Below are 20,068 nucleotides of genomic sequence, written 5' to 3'. Positions count from 1 at the left end.
ATAAAGTAATTCTGTGATCTGGGTCGATATTTTACCGGCATCAGCCTTCAGGCCGTTGTTGTTATGCCCCCATGAATTTACAGTGTGGCAAAGATTTATTCTGACTTTAGCGGAGCAGTAGAAGAATGACAAAATATGCTTTAGTAGGTGATGTTGGCGGCACCAACGCGCGTCTTGCTCTGTGCGACATTGCCAGCGGTGAAATTTCGCAGGCTAAGACCTATTCAGGACTGGATTACCCCAGCCTTGAGGCCGTGGTTCGCGTGTACCTGGATGAGCATAGCGTCAGCGTCGAAGACGGGTGTATTGCGATTGCCTGTCCGATTACCGGCGACTGGGTGGCGATGACCAACCATACCTGGGCGTTTTCTATTGCTGAAATGAAAAAGAATCTCGGTTTTAGCCATCTGGAAATCATCAATGATTTCACCGCCGTGTCGATGGCGATCCCGATGCTTAAAAAAGAGCATTTGATCCAATTTGGTGGCACGGAGCCGGTAGAAGGTAAACCGATTGCCGTGTACGGTGCGGGAACCGGTTTAGGCGTAGCGCATCTGGTGCACGTCGATAAGCGCTGGGTGAGCCTGCCGGGAGAGGGCGGTCACGTAGATTTTGCACCTAACAGCGAAGAAGAGGCGATTATTCTTGAAGTTCTGCGCGCTGAGATTGGCCATGTTTCTGCAGAACGCGTGTTGTCCGGTCCGGGGCTGGTGAACCTGTACCGCGCTATCGTCAAATCCGACGGACGTCTGCCGGAAAACCTGCAGCCGAAGGATATCACCGAACGTGCGCTGGCAGACTCGTGCACTGACTGTCGTCGGGCGCTGTCGCTGTTTTGCGTGATCATGGGACGCTTTGGTGGCGATCTGGCGTTAACGCTGGGGACCTTTGGCGGTGTTTATATTGCCGGCGGGATTGTGCCGCGCTTCCTTGAATTCTTTAAAGCATCGGGTTTCCGCGGTGGCTTTGAAGATAAAGGTCGTTTTAAAGCCTACGTACAGGATATTCCGGTGTATTTGATTGTGCATGATAACCCTGGTCTGCTGGGTTCCGGTGCGCACCTGCGCCAGACGTTGGGGCATATTCTGTAAGATCCCTGCCGGATGGTGTCTATTAACACCTATCCGGCACACTATAAATAATATGCCTGCCGCCGTCAGGGTAACGCATTATGTCCCGTGAGTTTTACTCGCAATCTCGTTCAGTACTATCGCTATCATCTGCTGTTCAAACATTTCGCTGTGCAGGTATCTTTTTTCTCTGTATTTTTTATCTGTCTCGAGATAAGGCTGATGCAAAACGCATTCAGGTGGCGTACACGAAATAAGAGTATTAATGACGTCGATTGGCTGAGGATATTCAAAAAAAAGCGCGCCGGGATGGTAGTTATGCTTAATTTGCCATTCTGCCAGGTCATCCAGAAAACAGTCAGCTTCTGGTTTTGACATTGTGCTGGCTTTTTCGCTGCCCCACACCACACTCGCCAGGTTGTATAACCCATGTGCGTATGGCCAGAACATTTTATGGAGCTTAGTAAGACCCGCATCCTTCAACTTTGGTACGCTTTTACAATATAAATCGAGCTGCACGCCCGCTTCTGTCACATCCTCCTCGAGGAGCGCCATCAGATAACGGAGGATACACACATCGCTGGCTGCCTGCTTCGTCGCCAGTACCTTTTGCGCTCGTTTACTGGCTTCAGCCGCAAAATCAGTTCGTTTGTACCACAGCGCCATGATTAAATTAGCAATCGCTATAGTAACAGGGTGACCGTTGTCACTGAGACCCCATTTTTCAGGTAACAGCAGCGGTACGCGGGCAAACAGGCCGGCAGCAAGAATATCGAGGGTCGTCCAGATGTTTATACTGTGGTCGCATCCGGAATCTACGCCGAGTGTTGTATGTTTGATCATGGCTGACTGACGCAGCGCAGCGTGCAGTAATGCCATATCGTTGGCGAGGATGGCCGTTTTATATCCTAATAAATCAGGATTGTGATTAATGCGCAGCATAAAAAGCCATAGCCTTATCTGCTCTTGCAGTGACGCATCTTTATGGCATTGCGTCTGGGTATCCAGACATTCTGCTAAATAATCATCGGTATCCATCCATACCCGGGCATTTTGATCAGCTTCTTTCGCGTATTCACGCTGATATGCACGTTGATATTTTTCCGTCAGCTTTGCCATTAAATCTCAGCGCTCTTTCATTGTGGGGTAAGTGTTATAAATGCATTAACTGCCTAAACTCTTTCACTTTACTTCGACTAACCGGGATTTCAAATTCCAGGTCTTTTAACCGCAGAATGTAGGTGTTATTGAACCACGGCTCGATTTCACGGATTTTATTCAGATTCACGCAGAACGAACGGTGACAGCGGAAGAAATGTGAAGCCGGCAGTTTGCTGCAAAATTCGCTGATGTTCATCGGCATGACGTACGATTCCCGTCGTGTGTAGACAAACGTCATCTTTTCATGTGCTTCAGCGTAGTAGATATCGTTGATCGGAGTCACGATGATTCGCTCATCTTTGATCAGATTGATGGTGTCATTCTCTCGCGTGACGGGGGTTATGTGTGGGGTTCCCGTTTGTTGCTGCTGCCAGGCTGCTTCCAGCTTTTGCAGCATTCCGACAATCCGTGACTCCTGGTACGGCTTCAGAATGTAGTCAAACGCTTCGAGTTCAAACGCCTCAACAGCGTGTTCTTTCCATGCAGTAATAAACACAATAAAGGGTTTATGCGCGAACTGGCTGATGTTTTGCGCCAGCAATACGCCGTCCAGCGAGGGAATATTAATATCGAGAAAAATGGCGTCGACGCGGTTGTGCTGCAGAAATTTCAGCACGTCCAGACCGTCGTCAAACGTGCCGACAATATCCATCTGGCTGTGTTCTTTTATCAGCCAGCTTAGTTCCTGTTGGGCCAGGAATTCATCTTCAACAATGATGACTTTCACAACTTCACTCCTGGTTAAAGCAATAAGGTCGCCGGTGCGGCAGCGGGGGAGTGCTGATTGGGCACATAAAACGCAATCTCGGTGCCAGGTTCCAGGCGGCGGATATGCAGCCCTTCGCCGTAGAGTAGCTTCACACGATGATGCACGTTCAACAGGCCGATTTTATTGCCCGGCATTTCGTTGGACTCGACCCGCTCAATGACTTTTGGATCGATACCGTGACCGGTATCCCTGACGGCGATGCGTACCCGGTTACCGCACTCTGCGACGCTGATAGTGACCACGCCTTTTCCTTTGCACGACTGGATACCGTGAACGATGGCGTTTTCTACCAGCGGCTGAATCAGCAGGCTGGGAATATAGCAGCTTACCTCTTCATCAATATCATAAATAACCGTTAGCTTATCGCCAAAGCGAGCCTGTTCAATGGCGATGTAGTCCTTAATTTGATACAGCTCTTTCTTAATATCGATCTGCTCATCGTCTTTCAATTCAATATTATAGCGAAGATAACGCGACAAATTAAAAATCAGCTGGCGGGCGGTATCTGGGTTAAGCCTGACCGATGACGAAATAGCGTTTAGCGCATTAAACAGAAAATGGGGATTGATTTTACTTTGCAGCGCGCGTAGCTCTGCCTTATTTGCCATCTCCCGCAGTTGCTCTGCACGGGAAACCTCAAGCTGTGTAGAGATAATCTGCGACAAACCGATCGCCATTTCCTGTAACGAGGAGGTGATCTGATGGGCGTGACAGTAGTAGATTTTCAGCGTGCCGGTCACGACGCCTTTCTCCCAGAGCGGGATCACCAGCATGGAGTGTATTTCCGGCGTTCGATGCGCTTCATCATTGTTTTTTATTATTATTTTGCCGTGATTGATGGCTTCCTGCGTAGTGGGGCTGACGAAGTCATCGTTATTGCGATAGTTGAGTTCCCCGACGCCAACATAGGCCAGAACGTGCTGGGTATTGGTAATGGCAACCGCATCTGCGTGAATGTCATGGCGAATAATTTCGCATACCTGACGTAACGACTCGCTGTTGACATGGCGAAAGAGCGGCAGGGTTTTGTTGGCAATATCCAGTGCCAGTTTGGCCTGCTTGGCGGCGCTGGCCTCTTTCTCTCCTTCGACGCTTTGTACCAGCATCACAATAAAGCCAATACAGACGCTGCCGAGAATCATCGGGATACCGATTTTTGAGACAATATCCAGTCCCAGTTCGGTGGTGGGGGCCCAGGCGACCACCAGAATCATGGTCAATGTTTCGCACAGCATCCCACCTAAAATACCGGCACGCCAGTGCTGTGCTTTGGGGATTTTACGGTTGATCCAGCCGGCAATACAGCCCGCCAAAATACTGGTGATAAAGCACGGCAGGGCGGTGACGCCGCCAATGTCGATCAGATAGCGGTGGATACCTGCGATGATGCCGGTAATGATGCCAACCCACGGGCCGAACAGGATCCCCCCCGACATCACCGCAATAATACGCACGTTTACCAGAGAACCTTCGACCGGTACTCCGGACCAGGTACTGAACAGGGCAAACATAGAGAAAATGGCCGTTACGGCGAGCAGTTCCTTCGGGGAGTGGGCTGACTTGTGCAACAGTTCTCGAAACAAGCGGATACGAATCAGAAAAAACAGGCAGAACAGCATCAGCGCTGCCCGATCAAAGACCGCCAGCAGCATATTGAATATTTCGTGCACGGGTGACTCTTGCGAATAGATTAAACCTCTATGATAGGTAACCTGAGCAAGGATGACCAGCATCCCCATCGCGCCGGGCTAATGAGGAAAAACCATATAATTAAAAGGGGATTGTAAAGGAAAAGTGTGTTTCTCCGAATTTTCCAGGATTGATTGATTTTCAGAGTAAAATTTATGACTTCAATATGTTAATGAATGGTGATTTTTGCAGGTTACGTAAAATGTTTATTTCCCTGTTTATTTTTATTGATCCTCTTTTAGAGCAGGAGAAAATATTTTGCGTTGCCTCTCGACAGAAGGAATTTATTCAGGCTATTTTCTAAACGTGCCACCATCGTGGCAGCGTCGCTCGGACGGTCCGGGCGCTAACGTGAATCTGAGGATACTATGGCTGACTCCCGCCCTGAACGTCGCTTTACGCGTATTGATCGTCTTCCCCCTTATGTTTTTAACATCACTGCTGAACTGAAGATGGCTGCGCGTCGGCGCGGCGAAGATATTATCGATTTCAGCATGGGGAACCCGGATGGGGCTACGCCTCCTCACATTGTCGAAAAACTGTGTACCGTGGCCCAGCGCCCGGATACCCACGGTTATTCAACCTCTCGCGGTATTCCGCGTCTGCGTCGGGCGATTTCCCGCTGGTATCAGGACCGCTATGATGTCGAGATCGACCCTGAATCCGAAGCCATTGTGACCATCGGATCTAAAGAGGGGCTGGCGCATCTGATGCTGGCTACGCTCGATCACGGTGACACGGTCCTCGTGCCTAACCCAAGTTATCCTATTCATATTTACGGTGCCGTAATTGCCGGGGCTCAGGTGCGTTCTGTACCGCTGGTGGAAGGGGTCGACTTTTTTAATGAGCTGGAGCGGGCGATCCGTGAAAGCTACCCGAAACCAAAGATGATGATCTTAGGTTTCCCATCCAACCCTACCGCGCAGTGTGTTGAGCTGGAATTCTTTGAGAAAGTGGTCGCGCTGGCTAAACGCTACGACGTGCTGGTGGTTCACGACCTCGCCTATGCCGATATCGTCTACGATGGCTGGAAAGCGCCGTCGATCATGCAGGTGCCTGGCGCCCGCGATGTGGCGGTTGAATTCTTTACGCTGTCGAAAAGCTATAACATGGCGGGATGGCGTATTGGTTTTATGGTGGGTAACAAAACGCTGGTTAATGCGCTGGCGCGGATTAAGAGCTACCACGATTACGGAACCTTTACACCGTTGCAGGTTGCGGCCATTGCCGCACTGGAAGGCGATCAGCAGTGCGTACGGGATATCGCAGAGCAGTATAAGCGTCGACGCGATGTGCTGGTCAAAGGGCTGCATGAAGCGGGCTGGATGGTAGAGATGCCGAAGGCATCGATGTATGTCTGGGCAAAAATTCCTGAGCAGTATGCTGCAATGGGCTCGCTTGAGTTTGCTAAAAAAATGCTGAATGACGCGAAGGTCTGCGTGTCACCGGGGGTGGGTTTTGGTGATTATGGCGATACCCACGTGCGCTTTGCGTTAATTGAGAACCGTGACCGTATTCGCCAGGCGATCCGAGGCATTAAAGCCATGTTCCGTGCAGATGGTTTGCTGCCCTCCAGCACGAAATCAGCCTCTGAAAGCGCTGATTAACCAAACGGTTAACCCACAAAAGCAAACAGGAGCCTGTGGGCTCCTGTTTTTTGCTGCATCTTTTAATTTAGATCATCAGGGCAAATGTACCGGCCCAAACGATGACCATAAATGAAATGCCCATAAAGAAATATTTCACTTTTCATCACTCCGCGTATTAAAGCACGCCTAAATGAACATACACTTACCTGATAGAGAGCTGACGCCAGCGTCAACGAAAGGGAGAATACCCCGCGTTTGTTTCGCTGCATCATCTCAGAATTCTGAGCTGTAATGCTCCAGACGGCGCTAATGTACGCCTAAAAATGAAGCGAGACAAGAGGCATTTTTTTATTTAATTTTAATAACTTACATGTGTCGTGAATCGGCGACAGTTTGATTTCCTTCAGCAATGAATCGCCACTGAGCGACGCGCTGATTACTCAGAGAATTCTCATATCACCATACTCATAATGCGGCTAATTTTGCGCAAAAATTGATAATGAAAAGGTTAAAAATGACCAGATTAATGATGTTAGCACTCGTTCTTACCCCACTGACGTCGATGGCGGCAGCCCCGCAAGCGTTGAATTTCAGCTGTGCAAGTATTGGTGGTGTGAATAGTGATGGTAAAGGTAATGTCTGGATTGATGGAGAGAAAGCCACCGTTAAGACATTCAACGAAAATTACTGGGAAGCGAAAAGCGGTAAAAATACCGTTTCTATTTCCCGTAATGATGACGGTAGCCCGGCCGTTTCCTGGACTGGCCCTAATCGTAAGCACGGGATTTGCCAGCCTGACGATGAGAAGAGCTATGCACCAGCGAAAAAATCGGTGAATGCTGGCCCGTCTTTCTCCTGTGCCGCGGTCGACAAGGGAAGTATGGAGGACATTATTTGTCAGAGCCCGTCACTTTCCGCAATGGACTTGAAACTGAATGGCATCTACAAGCAGGCGTTGGTGAAATCAAACAATGATTCGACGCTGAAAGCCGAGCAGCGCGGTTGGATCAAAGGCCGCAACGAGTGCTGGAAAGAGCAGGATAAGCCTGCCTGTCTTTCCCGCGAATACAGTCTACGGATGACTGAACTACAGAACAAATGGGGCATTAAGTAATTCAGCCGCAGAAAAAAAGAAAGGCCAGATGGCCTTTCTTTTTACGTATATAACGAGGCTTCACCCATCGGGCGGGTTTTGAAACGACGATGGATCCAGAGATACTGCTCGGGTGCACGCATAATCTCTTTTTCAATTATTTTGTTCATATAAGCCGCAGCCAGGCCCTCATCAGTAGGGTAACCTTCCATCTCCGGCGTGATAAACAGACGGTAGCCAGAATTGTCCGTTTTTCTCACCATGGTGACGGTCAACATCGCAGCACCTGATAAACGTGACAGTACGTAGGTACCATTGGTTGTCGCGACGTCCTTGACGGCGAAAAAGGGTGCAAACGAACTGCCTTTGCGACCGTAGTCCTGATCGGGAGCAAACCATACGGCTTCCCCTTTTTTCAGGGCGCTGACAATGCCACGCAGGTTATTTCTGCCGATCATGGCTTTGTTTGAGCGCATCCGACCACGGGTCTGGATCCACTCCATTAACTTATTGTTATGCGGGCGGTAGGTTGCCATCATGGGTTGGCAAAGCCCCATCACGCGGCCTCCCAACTCCAGAGACATAAAGTGTACGCCTACTACCATCACGCCGCGGTTTTGCGACTGTGCACGCTTCAGGTTGTCGAGACCTTCGACGTCAAACCATTTACGCACGCGACGGTCAGGCCAGAACCAGGCCATGCCGGTTTCAAGCAGTGCCATGCCAAGAGAACGAAAGTTTTCTTCGACCAGTCTGTCCCGTTCTGCCTGTGGCAGATTCGGGAAGCACAGTTCGAGGTTTTTACGGGCAATAGATTCACGACGTTTTAAAAACGGGCGAGCAAGCGTTCCGGTACGCGTACCCAAAAAGCACAATACGGGGTAGGGGAGTTGCACCAAGAGCCAGAGCACACCGACACCAAACCATGTGAGCCAGTAGCGCGGATGCAAAAACGCGCGTGAAAATTTACATTGGGGGAACATAAGCACCTGTTGTTGATACTAATAAGATGTATCGCGAAGATTCTTTGTCGACAGCGTTACACTCTGATACTGATCGTTAGGCCACCATGAAGGACAATGGTTCCTGTAAAGAGTGTAAAACTTAGTCAGGACAAAACCACGGGGGGGCATGAATGATCGGGCTTATACTTTACCACCTAGAGATTAATGTCAGCCAGAGATAAATCCTCAATAAGCGTAAATGTTTATGCGGGAGAGAAACTGAAATAGGGAGAGGGGTTTAACCTGTTGTTTTTGTGCTGGTTAACTGTCCATCTGATGTCGAGGTTCGCCGCCATAGCCGTATTTATTGTAACAAAAATGTTGCCTGGATTGCCTGTGTATAGGAATTGTCTTAGACTATAAATTCAAGGAGTGTAAGGACTTACATGACGTTTTACGGCAGACAGGAGGTACCGCTATGCTCTATTTCTGGACCTTTCTCATATTGAGCATTCTGTGCGTTAGTTGCTATATCTGGCAGGTTTTGGGCGCGTTGGCATCAATCAGTTCTTTAATCGGCATGGCTATCCTGGCGGCATTAATTTACTTCACTACTCTGTGGCTGACTCATGGTGATGAAATGGTTACGGGAATATTTCTTTTTCTGGCTCCGACCTGTGGGCTGATCATCCGCTTTATGGTCGGTGACGGGAAGCATTAAATCGACGTGTCATTAATGATGATAACAAAATGAGTGTCACACGTTTTTTCATCCAGGATATGAATATCCTGAAGTGCCAGCGATGCTGGCACTTTTTTATCGACCTGGAACAGATTACCGGGCATCAGCAAGCTCTAAAGCCGCTTCCTCTTGCTGGGCATCTTTTCGCTGTTGTTCCAACTCCAGCGCGCCGCGGTGAGACAAGTAGCAGAACACGATACAGCAGACGATCCCCCCCATCAGTAGGTAAAATCCCCCGTGCCACCCCATTTTGTCGACCATCACACCAAACAGGCTGGTTCCTAGTGATGCACCAAAAATGTAGCTCATAAATCCGCGCAACCCTACGGCTGAACCGACGGCGAAGCTGGGGACGATTTCCATGGTCTGCACGGATGCCAGAAACTGAGGAACGTAAATCAGGCAACCGACAATGGCGGCGAAAATAGTTACCATCACCAGGGATTCACTTTTCCAGTAGCCGATCAGACAGACGAAGATCAGCGCCATACAAATCATTGCCAGCGGCATCCTGCGCCCCTTAAACAACTTGTCGGTAAGCCAACCGGCCAGCAATGTGGAAGGAATGGCCGCCCATTCAAAAAACAGAAATGCCACGCTCATTTGTTCTTTTGAGAAGTGTTTTTCGGTAAGCAAGTAAATCGGCAACCAGCTGATCATGCCAAAACGCACCATATAGACAAACACGTCCACCAGAGAGACATACCAGGCATTTTTATTACGCAGCACGTAGGTGCAAAAGATCTGGTAGGCGCTCATATTCTCCGGTGCCTGGGTGACCTGTCGGGCGTTGAGCACGACTTTTTCTTCCGGCATCATTTCTTCCAGCGGTGGTAAACCTTCTTTACGTGGCGAACCTTTACCCAGCATTAGAACAATAAAGGCAAATAACACGGCGATACAGGCGGGGACAATATAGCTGGCGCTTTGCCAGTGTTCGCTACCCAGAATGGCAAAAGCGGTGCCTACAATCGGGGCGACAATACCGCCGCCAACGTTGTGCGAGATATTCCAGAAGGCGCCAACGCGTCCACGTTCTTTACGTGGGAACCAGTTGGCAATAGTTATAAATGAGGGGCCAACACCCATCCCCTGGAATAAGCCGTTGAACACTACCAGTGTGGCAAATATCCAGAATCCGGTGCTGAAACCTAACCCGACGTTCACGATGGCGCACAAGACCAGACCGCATGCCATAAAGACTTTGGGGCTGGCCTTATCGGCCAGGCTGCTCATAATACCCTTACTGATCCCGTAGGCAATCAACATGCAACTGCTGAGCAGACCGATTTGGGTGGCACTGAGATCCAGATGTTCTTTCAGGTACGGCGTAGAGAGTGTGAAGTTATTACGTACAATATAGTACGCAAGATAGCCGAGAAATACGCTAAGTAGCGCCTGCATCCGGTATCGACCATATGTCGCCTGGACTTGCTCCGGCGGGACTTTATTTGCCGATGGCCCTGTCTTAAATATTGAAAGCATATCACCACCTAAATTTATATTGATGTGAATATCAGGAGTTTTCGTTGTGCAGGGTGAAATAAACGGTGATGGAATTCAACTCGATGAAATGTGTCAGTATTGACTCAACTTAACCAAAGAATGACTAATTTTGACTCTTTTAAATTAACAGAGGTGTGTGTTTTTTATTTTTAGCGGGAATTTATAGCCAGCATGTGCGGGTACTAACAATTTTAATCGGTAATTTAAGGTATTCTGTACCCATGCTTTCGCTTTCGGCTTGGTTATTTTTATAACCACCTTACCTTTCCCCTGAGTTGGGGTAAACGGGTAAGTTTTGTCTCAATATTATTTTTCGAACATGTTGGTATTTATGAACGGGATCACAAACAGGCTTTGCGACCAGGGGCGGATGATCATCCTGTCGCTTTGTTTTACGTTGCTGTCTACGGCCAGCCAGGCACAGGGTAAAGAGCTCGTCATGGCCACGACGTTCTCCCCAGGAGCGACGGCATGGATTATCCAGCAATGGCAAACCGAGCCAGGGTCGGTAATGATTCGTACGCTAAACCGCACCAGTGCCTCTCTGGAACAACTGCTCGATACAGCGAACGCGGACAATGTTGATCTGATTTTGACCTCCTCTCCCATGCTGTTGCAGCATTTGCAGGAACATCAGAAGCTGGCTCCGTTTGATAATGCGCTGCCTGAGAGTCAACGCCTGGTGCCGGAGTCCATCCGTTCTACGTCCGTGGCGGTGGCAATATCAGGTTTTGGCCTGTTGATTAACCGTTCTGCGCTGGCGGCGCGGCATTTACCGGCTCCGACTGACTGGGGGGATTTAACGCACCCCCGGTATCAGGGCGCGCTGTTGATGAGTAGCCCGTCACGTTCGGATACCAACCATTTGATGGTGGAATCACTGCTGCAGCAAAAAGGGTGGGAACAAGGATGGGCGACGCTGCTGGCAAGTGCCGGCAATCTGGTGACGATTTCCTCGCGCAGTTTCGGCGTTGCTGACAAAATTAAGAGTGGATTAGGCGTCGCCGGGCCGGTGATTGATAATTACGCCAATCTGCTGCTCAACGACCCACATCTGGCGTTTAACTATTTTCCGCATTCCGCAGTGTCGCCAACCTATGTGGCGGTGTTGAACAATAGCCAGCATGCCGGTGAAGCCCGTCGTTTTATTCGCTATTTATTGAGTCCTCAAGGGCAGCGGATCCTTGCCGATGCGAATACCGGGAAATATCCGGTCACGCGGTTGCCCGCCGATAATCCGCGTGCTGCTCAGCAGGCCATACTGATGGACCAGCCACCACTAAATTATCGCCTGATCCTCAAGCGGCAGCAGCTGGTGCAGCGGATGTTTGATACCGCCATCAGTTTTCGTCTCGCGCAATTGAAGGATGCCTGGCGAGCGCTGTATAGCGCCGAAGCGCGGCTAAAACGGCCACTCCCTGAAATACGAGCGTTATTGACTAGCGTCCCGATAGACGCCAGCAGTAGTGAAGATGAGGCCTGGCTTGCGCAATTCGAGAATAAAAGCGTTGCTGAACAGCAGATGATGGAATGGCAGCTATGGTTTCTCAAAAACCAGCGCCAGGCTATCGCCAAACTGGAAGAATTAAAATGAAGGGCGGGTCGTTACTGCAACGTCTTCGTCAGCTTAGCATTAGCAGCAGTCTGCGCGGGGCCTTCCTGACAGGGGCGTTGCTGACGTTAAGCGTGAGTTGCGTCAGTCTGTATTCCTGGCATGAGCAGAGCTCGCAGATCCGCTATTCGCTGGATGACTACTTCCCGCGCGTCCATTCCGCTTTTTTAATTGAAGGCAATCTCAACCTGGTGGTGGATCAGCTCAATGAGTTCCTGTTGGCTCCCAATACCACGGTAAGACTGCAACTGCGCAACCAGATAATCCAGCATTTGGATAAGATTGAGACGTTAAGCCGTGGATTGCAGCTCGCGGAACAGCAGCAACTGGCGGTCATTTTGCAAGACAGCCGTACCCTGATGACGGAGCTGGACAGGGTGCTCTACAACATGTTTCTGGTGCGAGAAAAAGTAAGTGAATTGTCTGCGCGCATAGATTGGCTGCATGATGATTTTACAACCGAGTTGAACTCACTGGTGCAGGATTTTACCTGGCAACAGGGAACTCTGCTGGATCAAATTGAGGCCAAAAATGGTGATGCGGCGCAATACCTGAAACGTGCCCGGGAAGTGCAAAACGAACAGCAGCAGGTTTACACACTGGCGAGAATTGAGAATCAAATCGTCGACGATCTGCGTGACAGGCTGAACGAGCTGAAGTCCGGTAGCGATGACGGTATGTTGGTGGAGACCCACATTCGTTATCTGGCGAATTTGAAAACAACGGCGGATGAAAATATCCGTACGCTGGATGACTGGCCTAGTACCATAACGTTGCGCCAAACTATTGATGAGTTGCTGGAAATTGGCATGATGAAAAATAAAATGCCCGACACAATGCGCGACTACGTGGCGGCGCAAAAGGCCCTCGTTGATGCTAATCACGCCAGAGAAGCGACGCTTGGGCGCTTTCGTACCTTGCTTGAGGCGCAACTGGGCAGCAGTCATCAGCAAATGCAGATGTTTAATCAGCGCCTGGAGCAGATTGTTCGCGTCAGCGGTGGACTGATTCTGCTGGCGACTTTACTGGCGCTGCTTCTCGCCTGGACGCTCAACCACTACTTTATTCGCTCCCGACTGGTGAAGCGTTTTACCGCACTGAATCAGGCCGTGGTGCAGATCGGTCTCGGTAGAACGGATGCAACTATCCCGGTGTATGGTCGCGATGAGTTAGGGCGCATCGCGGGCTTGCTACGCCATACGCTGGGGCAGCTTAATACGCAAAAAAATCAGCTTGAGCAGGAAGTGGCTGAGCGTAAAGAGATTGAGTCCGATCTTCGCGCTACGCAGGATGAGCTGATTCAGACGGCGAAACTGGCGGTGGTCGGCCAGACCATGACCACTCTGGCGCATGAAATAAACCAACCGCTGAACGCGCTATCGATGTACTTGTTTACGGCGGGAAGGGCCATTGAACAGGGACAACCAGCGCAGGCAAGAAGCACTTTAACCAAAGCGCAAGGGCTGATTACCCGCATTGATGCCATTATTCGCTCGCTGCGCCAGTTTGCGCGTCGGGCCGAGCCGGGGGCGCCGTTGCATCCGGTTGATTTGCGGCAAACTTTTAGTGCGGCTTGGGAACTGTTAGCCATGCGTCATAAGCCACAGCAGGGCAGACTAACGCTCCCGCCGGAGACCGTATGGGTACTCGGTGATGAGGTGAGGATCCAGCAGGTACTGGTTAATGTGCTGGCAAACGCGCTCGACGCCTGTCCGGCTACGGCTGAAATTGAGGTGAGCTGGCGGGCTCAGGGCAAAACGCTGTGCGTATTGATCGCTGATAACGGACCCGGTTGGCCTCAGGCGTTGTTACCGTCGCTATTGAAGCCATTTACGACCAGTAAGGATGTGGGTCTCGGCATTGGTTTGTCGATTTGTGTATCGTTAATGACGCAAATGAACGGTGAGTTACGCCTGGCGTCAACGCTGGAGCGCAATGCCTGCGTAGTCCTGCAATTCAACCTGACGGATGTAAATGATGTTGAGTGATGAATGTTCTGTTCTGCTGATTGATGACGATGCCGATGTGCTCGATGCTTACACGTTATTGTTGGAGCAGGCAGGATATCGCGTCCTGGCCTGTAACAATCCGTTTGACGCCAGAAATCTGATGCCTGCCGACTGGCCAGGGATCGTATTAAGCGATGTATGTATGCCAGGCTGTTCGGGGATCGATCTGATGACTCTGTTTCATCAGGATGATAATCAACTGCCGATACTGCTGATCACCGGACACGGCGATGTCCCGATGGCGGTGGATGCAGTGAAGAAAGGCGCATGGGACTTTCTGCAAAAACCGGTCGATCCTGGCAAGCTGCTGGCGCAGGTTGAGGATGCCCTGCGTCAGAGGCAGTCCGTAATTGCGCGTCGTCATTACTGCCAGCAGAAATTACAGGTTGAACTGGTCGGATACAGTGACTGGGCAACGCAATTCCGCCAGCGACTACAGCAACTGGCAGAAACGGATATCGCCGTCTGGTTTTATGGTGAACCCGGAACAGGACGCATGACGGGCGCGCGGTATCTGCATCAGCTTGGGCGCAATGTCCACGGGCCATTTATACGTGCAGACCTGACATCCGGAAATGCGGTTCAGCTCAACGCGCTCATTGATCAGGCTCAAGGTGGAACGCTGGTACTGAGTCATATTGAATGCCTGACGCGCGAGCAGCAGCACCATCTGGTGCAGTTGCAAAGTCAAGAGCGGCGTCCTTTTCGCTTGATTGGGATCGGGGAGACGTCCTTGGTGGAGTTGGCGGCAACCCACCAGATTGTGGCAGAACTCTATTATTGCTTTGCCATGACGCAAATCGCCTGCCAACCGCTGTCTCTGCGCCCGGACGACATCGAGCCGTTATTTCATCACTACCTGCATAAAGCCTGTCTACGGTTAAACCATCCCGTGCCTGAAGTCGACGGGGAATTGCTAAAAGGCATGCGGCGACGAGTATGGTTGAGCAATGTACGGGAACTGGCAAATGCCGCAGAGTTGTTTGCCGTCGGGTTACTCCCGTTGGCTGAAACTGCCAACCCGCAGATGCATATGCCCGAGCCGACCCCGCTGGATCGTCGGGTAGAAGAGTATGAACGACAAATCATCACGGAAGCGCTCAATATCCATCAGGGGCGGATTAATGAGGTGGCAGAGTATCTGCAAATTCCGCGTAAGAAGCTGTATCTGAGAATGCGAAAATACGGGCTGAGTAAAGAGCACTATAAGTTCTAGCGCTCATCGAAATATTCGAACAGAGGCCAGAAAATCATCTGGCCATATCTCTTACCACATCAAATCATCAGGTACGACAAAGTCAGCGTACGGGTCATCTTCGTCCTTATCTTCCTGGCTCAGTTCGCAATTTAAGACAATGTAGCTGGCGTCACGCTGCGCGATCTTATCGGCAACCACCGCCGGGATGATGGCGTATTCGCTCTCGCGATCACTTTCAGCGGCCAGACGCGCAATGGCAAGACGCCCCTTGATTAACTGAGTCTGGGTAACTTTATCAACGTAGATTTTTTTAATCAGATTGTTGTCGGTAAAGTTATAACCAATATCGCCTCTTGAAATGGTGATTTTATTCATTTCAATCAGCTGCTTAATCTGAGCTTTGTATTCTTTCGACAGGGCTGCTTGCTTTTGCTGCTCGCTGAGTTGCTTATCACGCTCAACCTGTGCTTTTTTATTTTCTTCAACCGCCTCTCTGGCCTCACGCGCCTGAACGCGCGACTTTTTCGCCGTTCTTTGCACCTTCGCCATTTTTTTACTGGTGACTAAGCCAGCTTTAAGCATCTGCTCTTGTAGGGTGAGTTTTGTCATGTTCGTTTCTAAATCCAGTAAAAAGAGTTCTCAGGATTATACCCTTAACGTCCGGGGGGATGCCAGATTGCGGGGAGTTGCAAAGCGTCGGGGATAAAATGGCAGGCTATGGTGTCCCTGCAGGAATCGAATCTATATTTAAAATATTGATAATAATGTATTTAGTGAGGAAGCTTTCACTGAGTACCATCACAGATACCATCAGGTGATTGTGAGTGGCTCAATTTTAAGTGTGCGGGAATAGAACCAGGGAGTCGGTTTGCCCGTACTGAAATTGCCCACCTGGCGAAGCAATTCGGAGGTCAGGCGTGACCTATCAAGAATACATGGACTCCCCTCTTTCCCGGCAGACCGGGTAATTGCAGTCCGCTTGGGATTATTGACCGAAGCCGAATCTCGCAGCGCCGTATAGACGGCTGATGTGATGTGCGAATACCGTTCAACAGCGGCGTATGCCGGTGGGTTGATGGCTGATCCGGATAATCTTTGGCATCCATTCACCGACCGCCAGCACCTGCAGCGGCATATCGATACTTTACGCACCGAAAAAACCACCATGAAGCTGATGCTGGAATGTGACCTGATGGATTTCTATATTCTATGCGGCTTTCTGCGCGTTAAATATGGCATTCCCCAAGCTAAACAACCGGATCGGGGTTATGTCTTGCTCACTCTGATGAGTTGGAGCTGCAACTTAACCCGCATGCGTTGTTTATGGCTGCATTGGGAGGGCTTTATTGATGGCTGATAACGTTGAAGTCGTAACCGCCGCTGAGTTGGCAAGACGTAACGAGGCTGAAATTGAACGCGGCTATCAGGAATCCCAGCGTAATAAACGCGAGCGTGCAGAGTTGGAGATTTCCGAACGGTTGGCGCGTGAGCGCGCGCCCTATGAAACCGATGTGCGGCTGGCGGAAGCATTGGGTATGGGGCCATTGGGTGATCTGCGTTATGGCAAAGTGACAACGCGCTTTAAGTACCTCTCTTTTAATGGCGATCCCTATCATGAGGTTTACACCTGCGTTTATCCGAACGGCGGTGCATGGGTGCTGTATATGGCGGAAAATCTGCGTAACTATCAGTATGTCGGTACTGATATGGGCAGCGCAGAAACTTGCGAATCAGTTGCATGGGGTACCGAAAGTAACAGCCTCGGTCATTACAGTGTTAGCCGTCGATTTGATAGTGCAGCGGCATGGTCTGCGCACTGGAAACACCTCAATAAAGCGGTGTTTTCTGGTATCAGTGCGGTCGGCGATTTCATCCGGGAGCAGCCGATTATTGACGCGTTAATTGTGCTGATTATCGGGGCGCTAGTGTGGCGCTGGCGCAAAAACAAAGGGAAAAAGTGATGAGGCTAGCAATCGCTGGCGTGCACGGGACGGTTTTATTGTTCGGTTGTACTCGCATGAGCCAGATTATCGCAATACTCTTTTTTGCGTAGACTGACATGCTGCAAAAAAGAGGTCACTGCAATTTTGAAGCGACTTCTGATTCCGAATGGTGTCTACCAATTGCCCAAAACATCGTTTCAGGTCATTACGTCATGCACTAATCTGTGTAAAATCAGAGCTAACCCAATATCGTGGAGTGCTCTGCTATGGCTGGCGTAAACAAAACTCATCTGACCGAAACGGACATCATTACCAAATTCATCCTGCCCGCGATTAAAGACGCGGGCTGGGATGTGATGTCGCAGATCCGCCAGGAAGTGAAGCTCCGCGATGGTAAAGTGGTGGTGCGCGGCAAGCTGGCAGCACGTCTGACCGTGAAATCAGCGGACATTGTGCTTTACCATAAGCTGGGATTACCGCTTGCCGTCATAGAGGCTAAAGCCAATAAGCATGAGATAGGCAAAGGGATGCAGCAGGGTCTGGATTACGCTCGCTTGCTCGACGTGCCTTTTGTTTTTGCCTCTAATGGCGATGGTTTTATCTTCCACGATAAAACGAATCCCACCCAGCTTGAATCAGAAATCACGCTCAACGATTTCCCAACGCCGGAACAGCTGTGGAATAAATACTGCGTCTGGAAAGGTTTCACCGCTGAGCAATTGCCGGTGATCAGTCAGGATTACCACGAAGGCAAATCCCCGCGTTACTACCAGCTCCAGTCAATCAATAAAACAGTAGAGGCCGTTTCTGCCGGGCAAAAACGGGTATTACTGGTGATGGCCACTGGAACCGGGAAAACGTATACAGCCTTTCAAATTATATGGCGTTTATGGAAAGCAAAAAATAAGAAACGCATTCTGTTCCTTGCTGACCGCAATATCCTGGTCGATCAGACTAAAATTAATGACTTCCAACCTTTTGAAAGCGCGATGACAAAAATCACCGGGCGCACCATCGATCCGGCCTATGAAATTCAACTGGCACTCTACCAGGCTATTACCGGCCCCGAAGAGCATCAGAAAGCGTTTAAACAGGTTGCCCCTGATTTCTTTGACCTGATTGTGATTGACGAATGCCATCGCGGCAGCGCGTCGGAAGACAGTGCCTGGCGCGAAATCCTCGAATACTTCAGTAGCGCTACACAAATTGGCCTGACCGCCACGCCGAAAGAAACCGAAGAAGTCTCAAGCACCGACTACTTTGGTGAGCCGGTTTACACCTATTCGCTCAAAGAAGGCATTGAAGATGGCTTCCTTGCCCCTTACAAAGTGGTGCGTGTGGATATTGATGTCGATTTACAGGGCTGGCGGCCAACCAAAGGGCAGGTTGATAAACATGGTGAACTGATTGAAGACCGTATTTATAACCAGAAAGATTTTGACCGCACGATGGTCATTGATGAGCGCACCTGGCTGGTGGCGCAAACTATCACCGACTATTTAAAACGTACCAACCCGATGGATAAAACCATCGTTTTTTGTAACGACATCGACCATGCCGACAGAATGCGCCGGGCGCTGGTCAACCTGAATCCGGAGCAGGTGAAGAAGAACGAAAAGTATGTGATGAAAATCACCGGCGACGACGATGTCGGCAAAGGGCAACTGGATAACTTCATCAACCCGAAGAAAGCCTACCCGGTTATCGCCACCACCTCAGAATTGATGAGTACCGGTGTGGATGCGCAGACCTGCAAACTGGTGGTTCTGGACCAGAACATTCAGTCGATGACCAAATTTAAGCAGATCATCGGGCGCGGCACGCGTATCAACGAAAAATACGGCAAGCTGTGGTTCACCATTCTCGACTTCAAAAAAGCGACCGAGCTATTTGCGGACGAACGCTTCGACGGCGTACCAGAGAAAGTGATCCGTACCACGCCGCAGGATATTACCGATCCTGAATCTGATTTCGACGACCAGCTTGAAGACGAAACGCCAGAGCACGAATTACCTGATTTGATAAATGGCGTCGCTGAAACACCTGCCATCTATGACTCAACATCAGGTAACGGCAGTGGGGCTTTTGAAGAAGACGACGAAAACAAAATCCGTAAGTTCCACGTCAACGGCGTCACCGTAAAAGTACTGGCAAAGCGTGTGCAGTATTACGACGCCGACGGCAAACTGGTCACAGAATCCTTCCAGGATTACACCCGCAAAACGTTGCTAAAAGATAAAGACTACGCATCACTTGATGACTTCACCCGTAAGTGGCAATCTGCCGCCCGCAAGCAGGTTATCATTGAGGAACTGCAACAGTTAGGCGTGCTTTGGGATGTGTTAGCCGAAGAGGTGGGTAAAGATCTCGACCCGTTCGATTTGCTCTGCCACGTGGTATACGGCCAGCCACCGCTTACGCGCCAGGAACGTGCCAATAGTGTGCGCAAGCGTAACTACTTCACCAAATATTCCGCGCCTGCGCAGAATGTGTTAAACACGCTTCTGGATAAATACGCTGATGAAGGCGTGCAGGAAATCGAGGATATCCAGGTGTTGAAACTCAAACCGTTCGACACGCTGGGTCGCCCGCTGGAAATTATCAAAAGCAGCTTTGGTAACAAGCAGGCTTACGAAGATGCGGTGAACGAACTGGAAAACGAAATCTACCAGTTGCCACCACGCTCCGCCTGATAACCCAACCACTATTCTGCCACCTGGCGCTTACGGCTCCCGGTGGCATC

At 50.1% G+C, this 20,068-nt stretch carries 17 protein-coding genes; 10 read left to right on the top strand and 7 right to left on the bottom strand.

Features of this window, described 5'->3' with window-relative positions:
• The first annotated feature begins 125 nt into the window (after positions 1–125).
• Positions 126–1,091 (top strand): glucokinase, encoded by a 966-nt coding sequence (gene glk, locus M2374_RS06415; RefSeq protein WP_096756277.1) that lies wholly within the window; start codon positions 126–128, stop codon positions 1,089–1,091.
• Positions 1,092–1,169: 78 nt separating this feature from the next.
• Here the strand turns inward: glk and M2374_RS06410 are convergent, their stop codons facing one another.
• From M2374_RS06410 to M2374_RS06400, 3 genes are read right to left on the bottom strand one after another with little or no spacing between them, the layout of a single operon-like run.
• Entirely contained in the window at positions 1,170–2,189 is a 1,020-nt protein-coding gene (locus tag M2374_RS06410) for a hypothetical protein (RefSeq protein WP_181688904.1), read from the bottom strand.
• A gap of 34 nt (positions 2,190–2,223) precedes the next feature.
• Positions 2,224–2,958 (bottom strand): two-component system response regulator YpdB, encoded by a 735-nt coding sequence (gene ypdB, locus M2374_RS06405; RefSeq protein WP_115257849.1) that lies wholly within the window; start codon positions 2,956–2,958, stop codon positions 2,224–2,226.
• A 14-nt stretch (positions 2,959–2,972) separates the two neighbouring features.
• Positions 2,973–4,670 (bottom strand): sensor histidine kinase, encoded by a 1,698-nt coding sequence (locus M2374_RS06400; protein ID WP_115259914.1) that lies wholly within the window; start codon positions 4,668–4,670, stop codon positions 2,973–2,975.
• A 387-nt stretch (positions 4,671–5,057) separates the two neighbouring features.
• Here M2374_RS06400 and alaC point away from each other — a divergent pair, with 387 nt between their 5' ends.
• Complete coding sequence (alaC, locus tag M2374_RS06395) at positions 5,058–6,296, top strand: alanine transaminase (protein ID WP_115257850.1); 1,239 nt, start codon at positions 5,058–5,060, stop codon at positions 6,294–6,296.
• A 67-nt stretch (positions 6,297–6,363) separates the two neighbouring features.
• Here alaC and ypdK read toward each other — a convergent pair whose 3' ends face one another.
• Positions 6,364–6,435 (bottom strand): membrane protein YpdK, encoded by a 72-nt coding sequence (gene ypdK, locus M2374_RS06390; RefSeq protein WP_010723117.1) that lies wholly within the window; start codon positions 6,433–6,435, stop codon positions 6,364–6,366.
• A gap of 342 nt (positions 6,436–6,777) precedes the next feature.
• Between ypdK and M2374_RS06385 the strand changes: the two genes are divergently transcribed.
• Positions 6,778–7,392, top strand: a complete 615-nt coding sequence (locus M2374_RS06385; protein ID WP_137399783.1) for a lysozyme inhibitor LprI family protein — start codon at positions 6,778–6,780, stop codon at positions 7,390–7,392.
• Between the two features lie 41 nt (positions 7,393–7,433).
• Here M2374_RS06385 and lpxP read toward each other — a convergent pair whose 3' ends face one another.
• Entirely contained in the window at positions 7,434–8,354 is a 921-nt protein-coding gene (gene lpxP / locus M2374_RS06380; RefSeq protein ID WP_115257852.1) for a kdo(2)-lipid IV(A) palmitoleoyltransferase, read from the bottom strand.
• Between the two features lie 439 nt (positions 8,355–8,793).
• Here lpxP and M2374_RS06375 point away from each other — a divergent pair, with 439 nt between their 5' ends.
• On the top strand, positions 8,794–9,036 hold the full coding sequence (locus M2374_RS06375; RefSeq protein WP_115257853.1) for a YfdY family protein: 243 nt from the start codon (positions 8,794–8,796) through the stop codon (positions 9,034–9,036).
• Positions 9,037–9,150: 114 nt separating this feature from the next.
• On the opposite strand, the gene pgtP is transcribed toward M2374_RS06375, so the two are convergent.
• Positions 9,151–10,542 carry a phosphoglycerate transporter PgtP gene (pgtP, locus tag M2374_RS06370; RefSeq protein WP_115257854.1) on the bottom strand — a complete coding sequence of 464 codons (1,392 nt, stop codon included), beginning with the start codon at positions 10,540–10,542 and terminating at the stop codon, positions 9,151–9,153.
• A gap of 391 nt (positions 10,543–10,933) precedes the next feature.
• Here pgtP and pgtC point away from each other — a divergent pair, with 391 nt between their 5' ends.
• The 3 genes from pgtC to pgtA are packed head-to-tail and all read left to right on the top strand — an operon-like array spanning position 10,934 to position 15,400.
• Complete coding sequence (pgtC, locus tag M2374_RS06365; protein WP_135912847.1) at positions 10,934–12,157, top strand: phosphoglycerate transport regulator PgtC; 1,224 nt, start codon at positions 10,934–10,936, stop codon at positions 12,155–12,157.
• A complete protein-coding gene (gene pgtB / locus M2374_RS06360) occupies positions 12,154–14,163 on the top strand; it encodes a two-component system sensor histidine kinase PgtB (RefSeq protein WP_181689113.1) in 2,010 nt (669 codons plus the stop codon). Before pgtC ends, pgtB begins: the two co-directional genes overlap by 4 nt.
• Positions 14,153–15,400 (top strand): two-component system response regulator PgtA, encoded by a 1,248-nt coding sequence (gene pgtA, locus M2374_RS06355; protein WP_115257857.1) that lies wholly within the window; start codon positions 14,153–14,155, stop codon positions 15,398–15,400. Before pgtB ends, pgtA begins: the two co-directional genes overlap by 11 nt.
• A gap of 51 nt (positions 15,401–15,451) precedes the next feature.
• Here pgtA and M2374_RS06350 read toward each other — a convergent pair whose 3' ends face one another.
• Positions 15,452–15,991, bottom strand: a complete 540-nt coding sequence (locus M2374_RS06350; RefSeq protein WP_096756304.1) for a DUF2058 domain-containing protein — start codon at positions 15,989–15,991, stop codon at positions 15,452–15,454.
• A gap of 466 nt (positions 15,992–16,457) precedes the next feature.
• On the opposite strand from M2374_RS06350, the gene M2374_RS06345 reads away from it, so the two are divergent.
• The 3 genes from M2374_RS06345 (at position 16,458) to hsdR (ending at position 20,018) form a co-directional block, all read left to right on the top strand.
• The gene (locus M2374_RS06345; RefSeq protein ID WP_259154062.1) at positions 16,458–16,739 is read left to right on the top strand and encodes a hypothetical protein; all 282 of its coding nucleotides are present in this window, start codon (positions 16,458–16,460) and stop codon (positions 16,737–16,739) included.
• Positions 16,732–17,343, top strand: a complete 612-nt coding sequence (locus M2374_RS06340) for a hypothetical protein (RefSeq protein WP_259154060.1) — start codon at positions 16,732–16,734, stop codon at positions 17,341–17,343. The genes M2374_RS06345 and M2374_RS06340 overlap by 8 nt, the downstream gene beginning before the upstream one ends.
• A 248-nt stretch (positions 17,344–17,591) precedes the next feature.
• Positions 17,592–20,018: an EcoAI/FtnUII family type I restriction enzme subunit R gene (gene hsdR, locus M2374_RS06335; RefSeq protein ID WP_259154058.1), complete on the top strand. Its 2,427-nt coding sequence runs from the start codon at positions 17,592–17,594 to the stop codon at positions 20,016–20,018.
• Positions 20,019–20,068 lie beyond the last annotated feature (50 nt).

Origin of the sequence: Citrobacter sp. JUb117 (assembly GCF_024809055.1) — a bacterium.
Classification (GTDB): Bacteria; Pseudomonadota; Gammaproteobacteria; order Enterobacterales; family Enterobacteriaceae; genus Citrobacter; species Citrobacter gillenii.
Note: the sequence above shows the minus strand (reverse complement) of the source record. Positions and strands in the feature narration are given on the sequence as shown.

Coding starts and splice junctions, on each gene's coding strand:
- glk (WP_096756277.1), top strand. CDS start 126: ATGACAAAATATGCTTTAGTAGGTGATGTTGGCGGCACCAACGCGCGT.
- M2374_RS06410 (WP_181688904.1), bottom strand. CDS start 2,189: ATGGCAAAGCTGACGGAAAAATATCAACGTGCATATCAGCGTGAATAC.
- alaC (WP_115257850.1), top strand. CDS start 5,058: ATGGCTGACTCCCGCCCTGAACGTCGCTTTACGCGTATTGATCGTCTT.
- M2374_RS06385 (WP_137399783.1), top strand. CDS start 6,778: ATGAAAAGGTTAAAAATGACCAGATTAATGATGTTAGCACTCGTTCTT.
- lpxP (WP_115257852.1), bottom strand. CDS start 8,354: ATGTTCCCCCAATGTAAATTTTCACGCGCGTTTTTGCATCCGCGCTAC.
- M2374_RS06375 (WP_115257853.1), top strand. CDS start 8,794: ATGCTCTATTTCTGGACCTTTCTCATATTGAGCATTCTGTGCGTTAGT.
- pgtP (WP_115257854.1), bottom strand. CDS start 10,542: ATGCTTTCAATATTTAAGACAGGGCCATCGGCAAATAAAGTCCCGCCG.
- pgtC (WP_135912847.1), top strand. CDS start 10,934: ATGATCATCCTGTCGCTTTGTTTTACGTTGCTGTCTACGGCCAGCCAG.
- pgtB (WP_181689113.1), top strand. CDS start 12,154: ATGAAGGGCGGGTCGTTACTGCAACGTCTTCGTCAGCTTAGCATTAGC.
- pgtA (WP_115257857.1), top strand. CDS start 14,153: ATGTTGAGTGATGAATGTTCTGTTCTGCTGATTGATGACGATGCCGAT.
- M2374_RS06350 (WP_096756304.1), bottom strand. CDS start 15,991: ATGACAAAACTCACCCTACAAGAGCAGATGCTTAAAGCTGGCTTAGTC.
- M2374_RS06345 (WP_259154062.1), top strand. CDS start 16,458: ATGGCTGATCCGGATAATCTTTGGCATCCATTCACCGACCGCCAGCAC.
- M2374_RS06340 (WP_259154060.1), top strand. CDS start 16,732: ATGGCTGATAACGTTGAAGTCGTAACCGCCGCTGAGTTGGCAAGACGT.
- hsdR (WP_259154058.1), top strand. CDS start 17,592: ATGGCTGGCGTAAACAAAACTCATCTGACCGAAACGGACATCATTACC.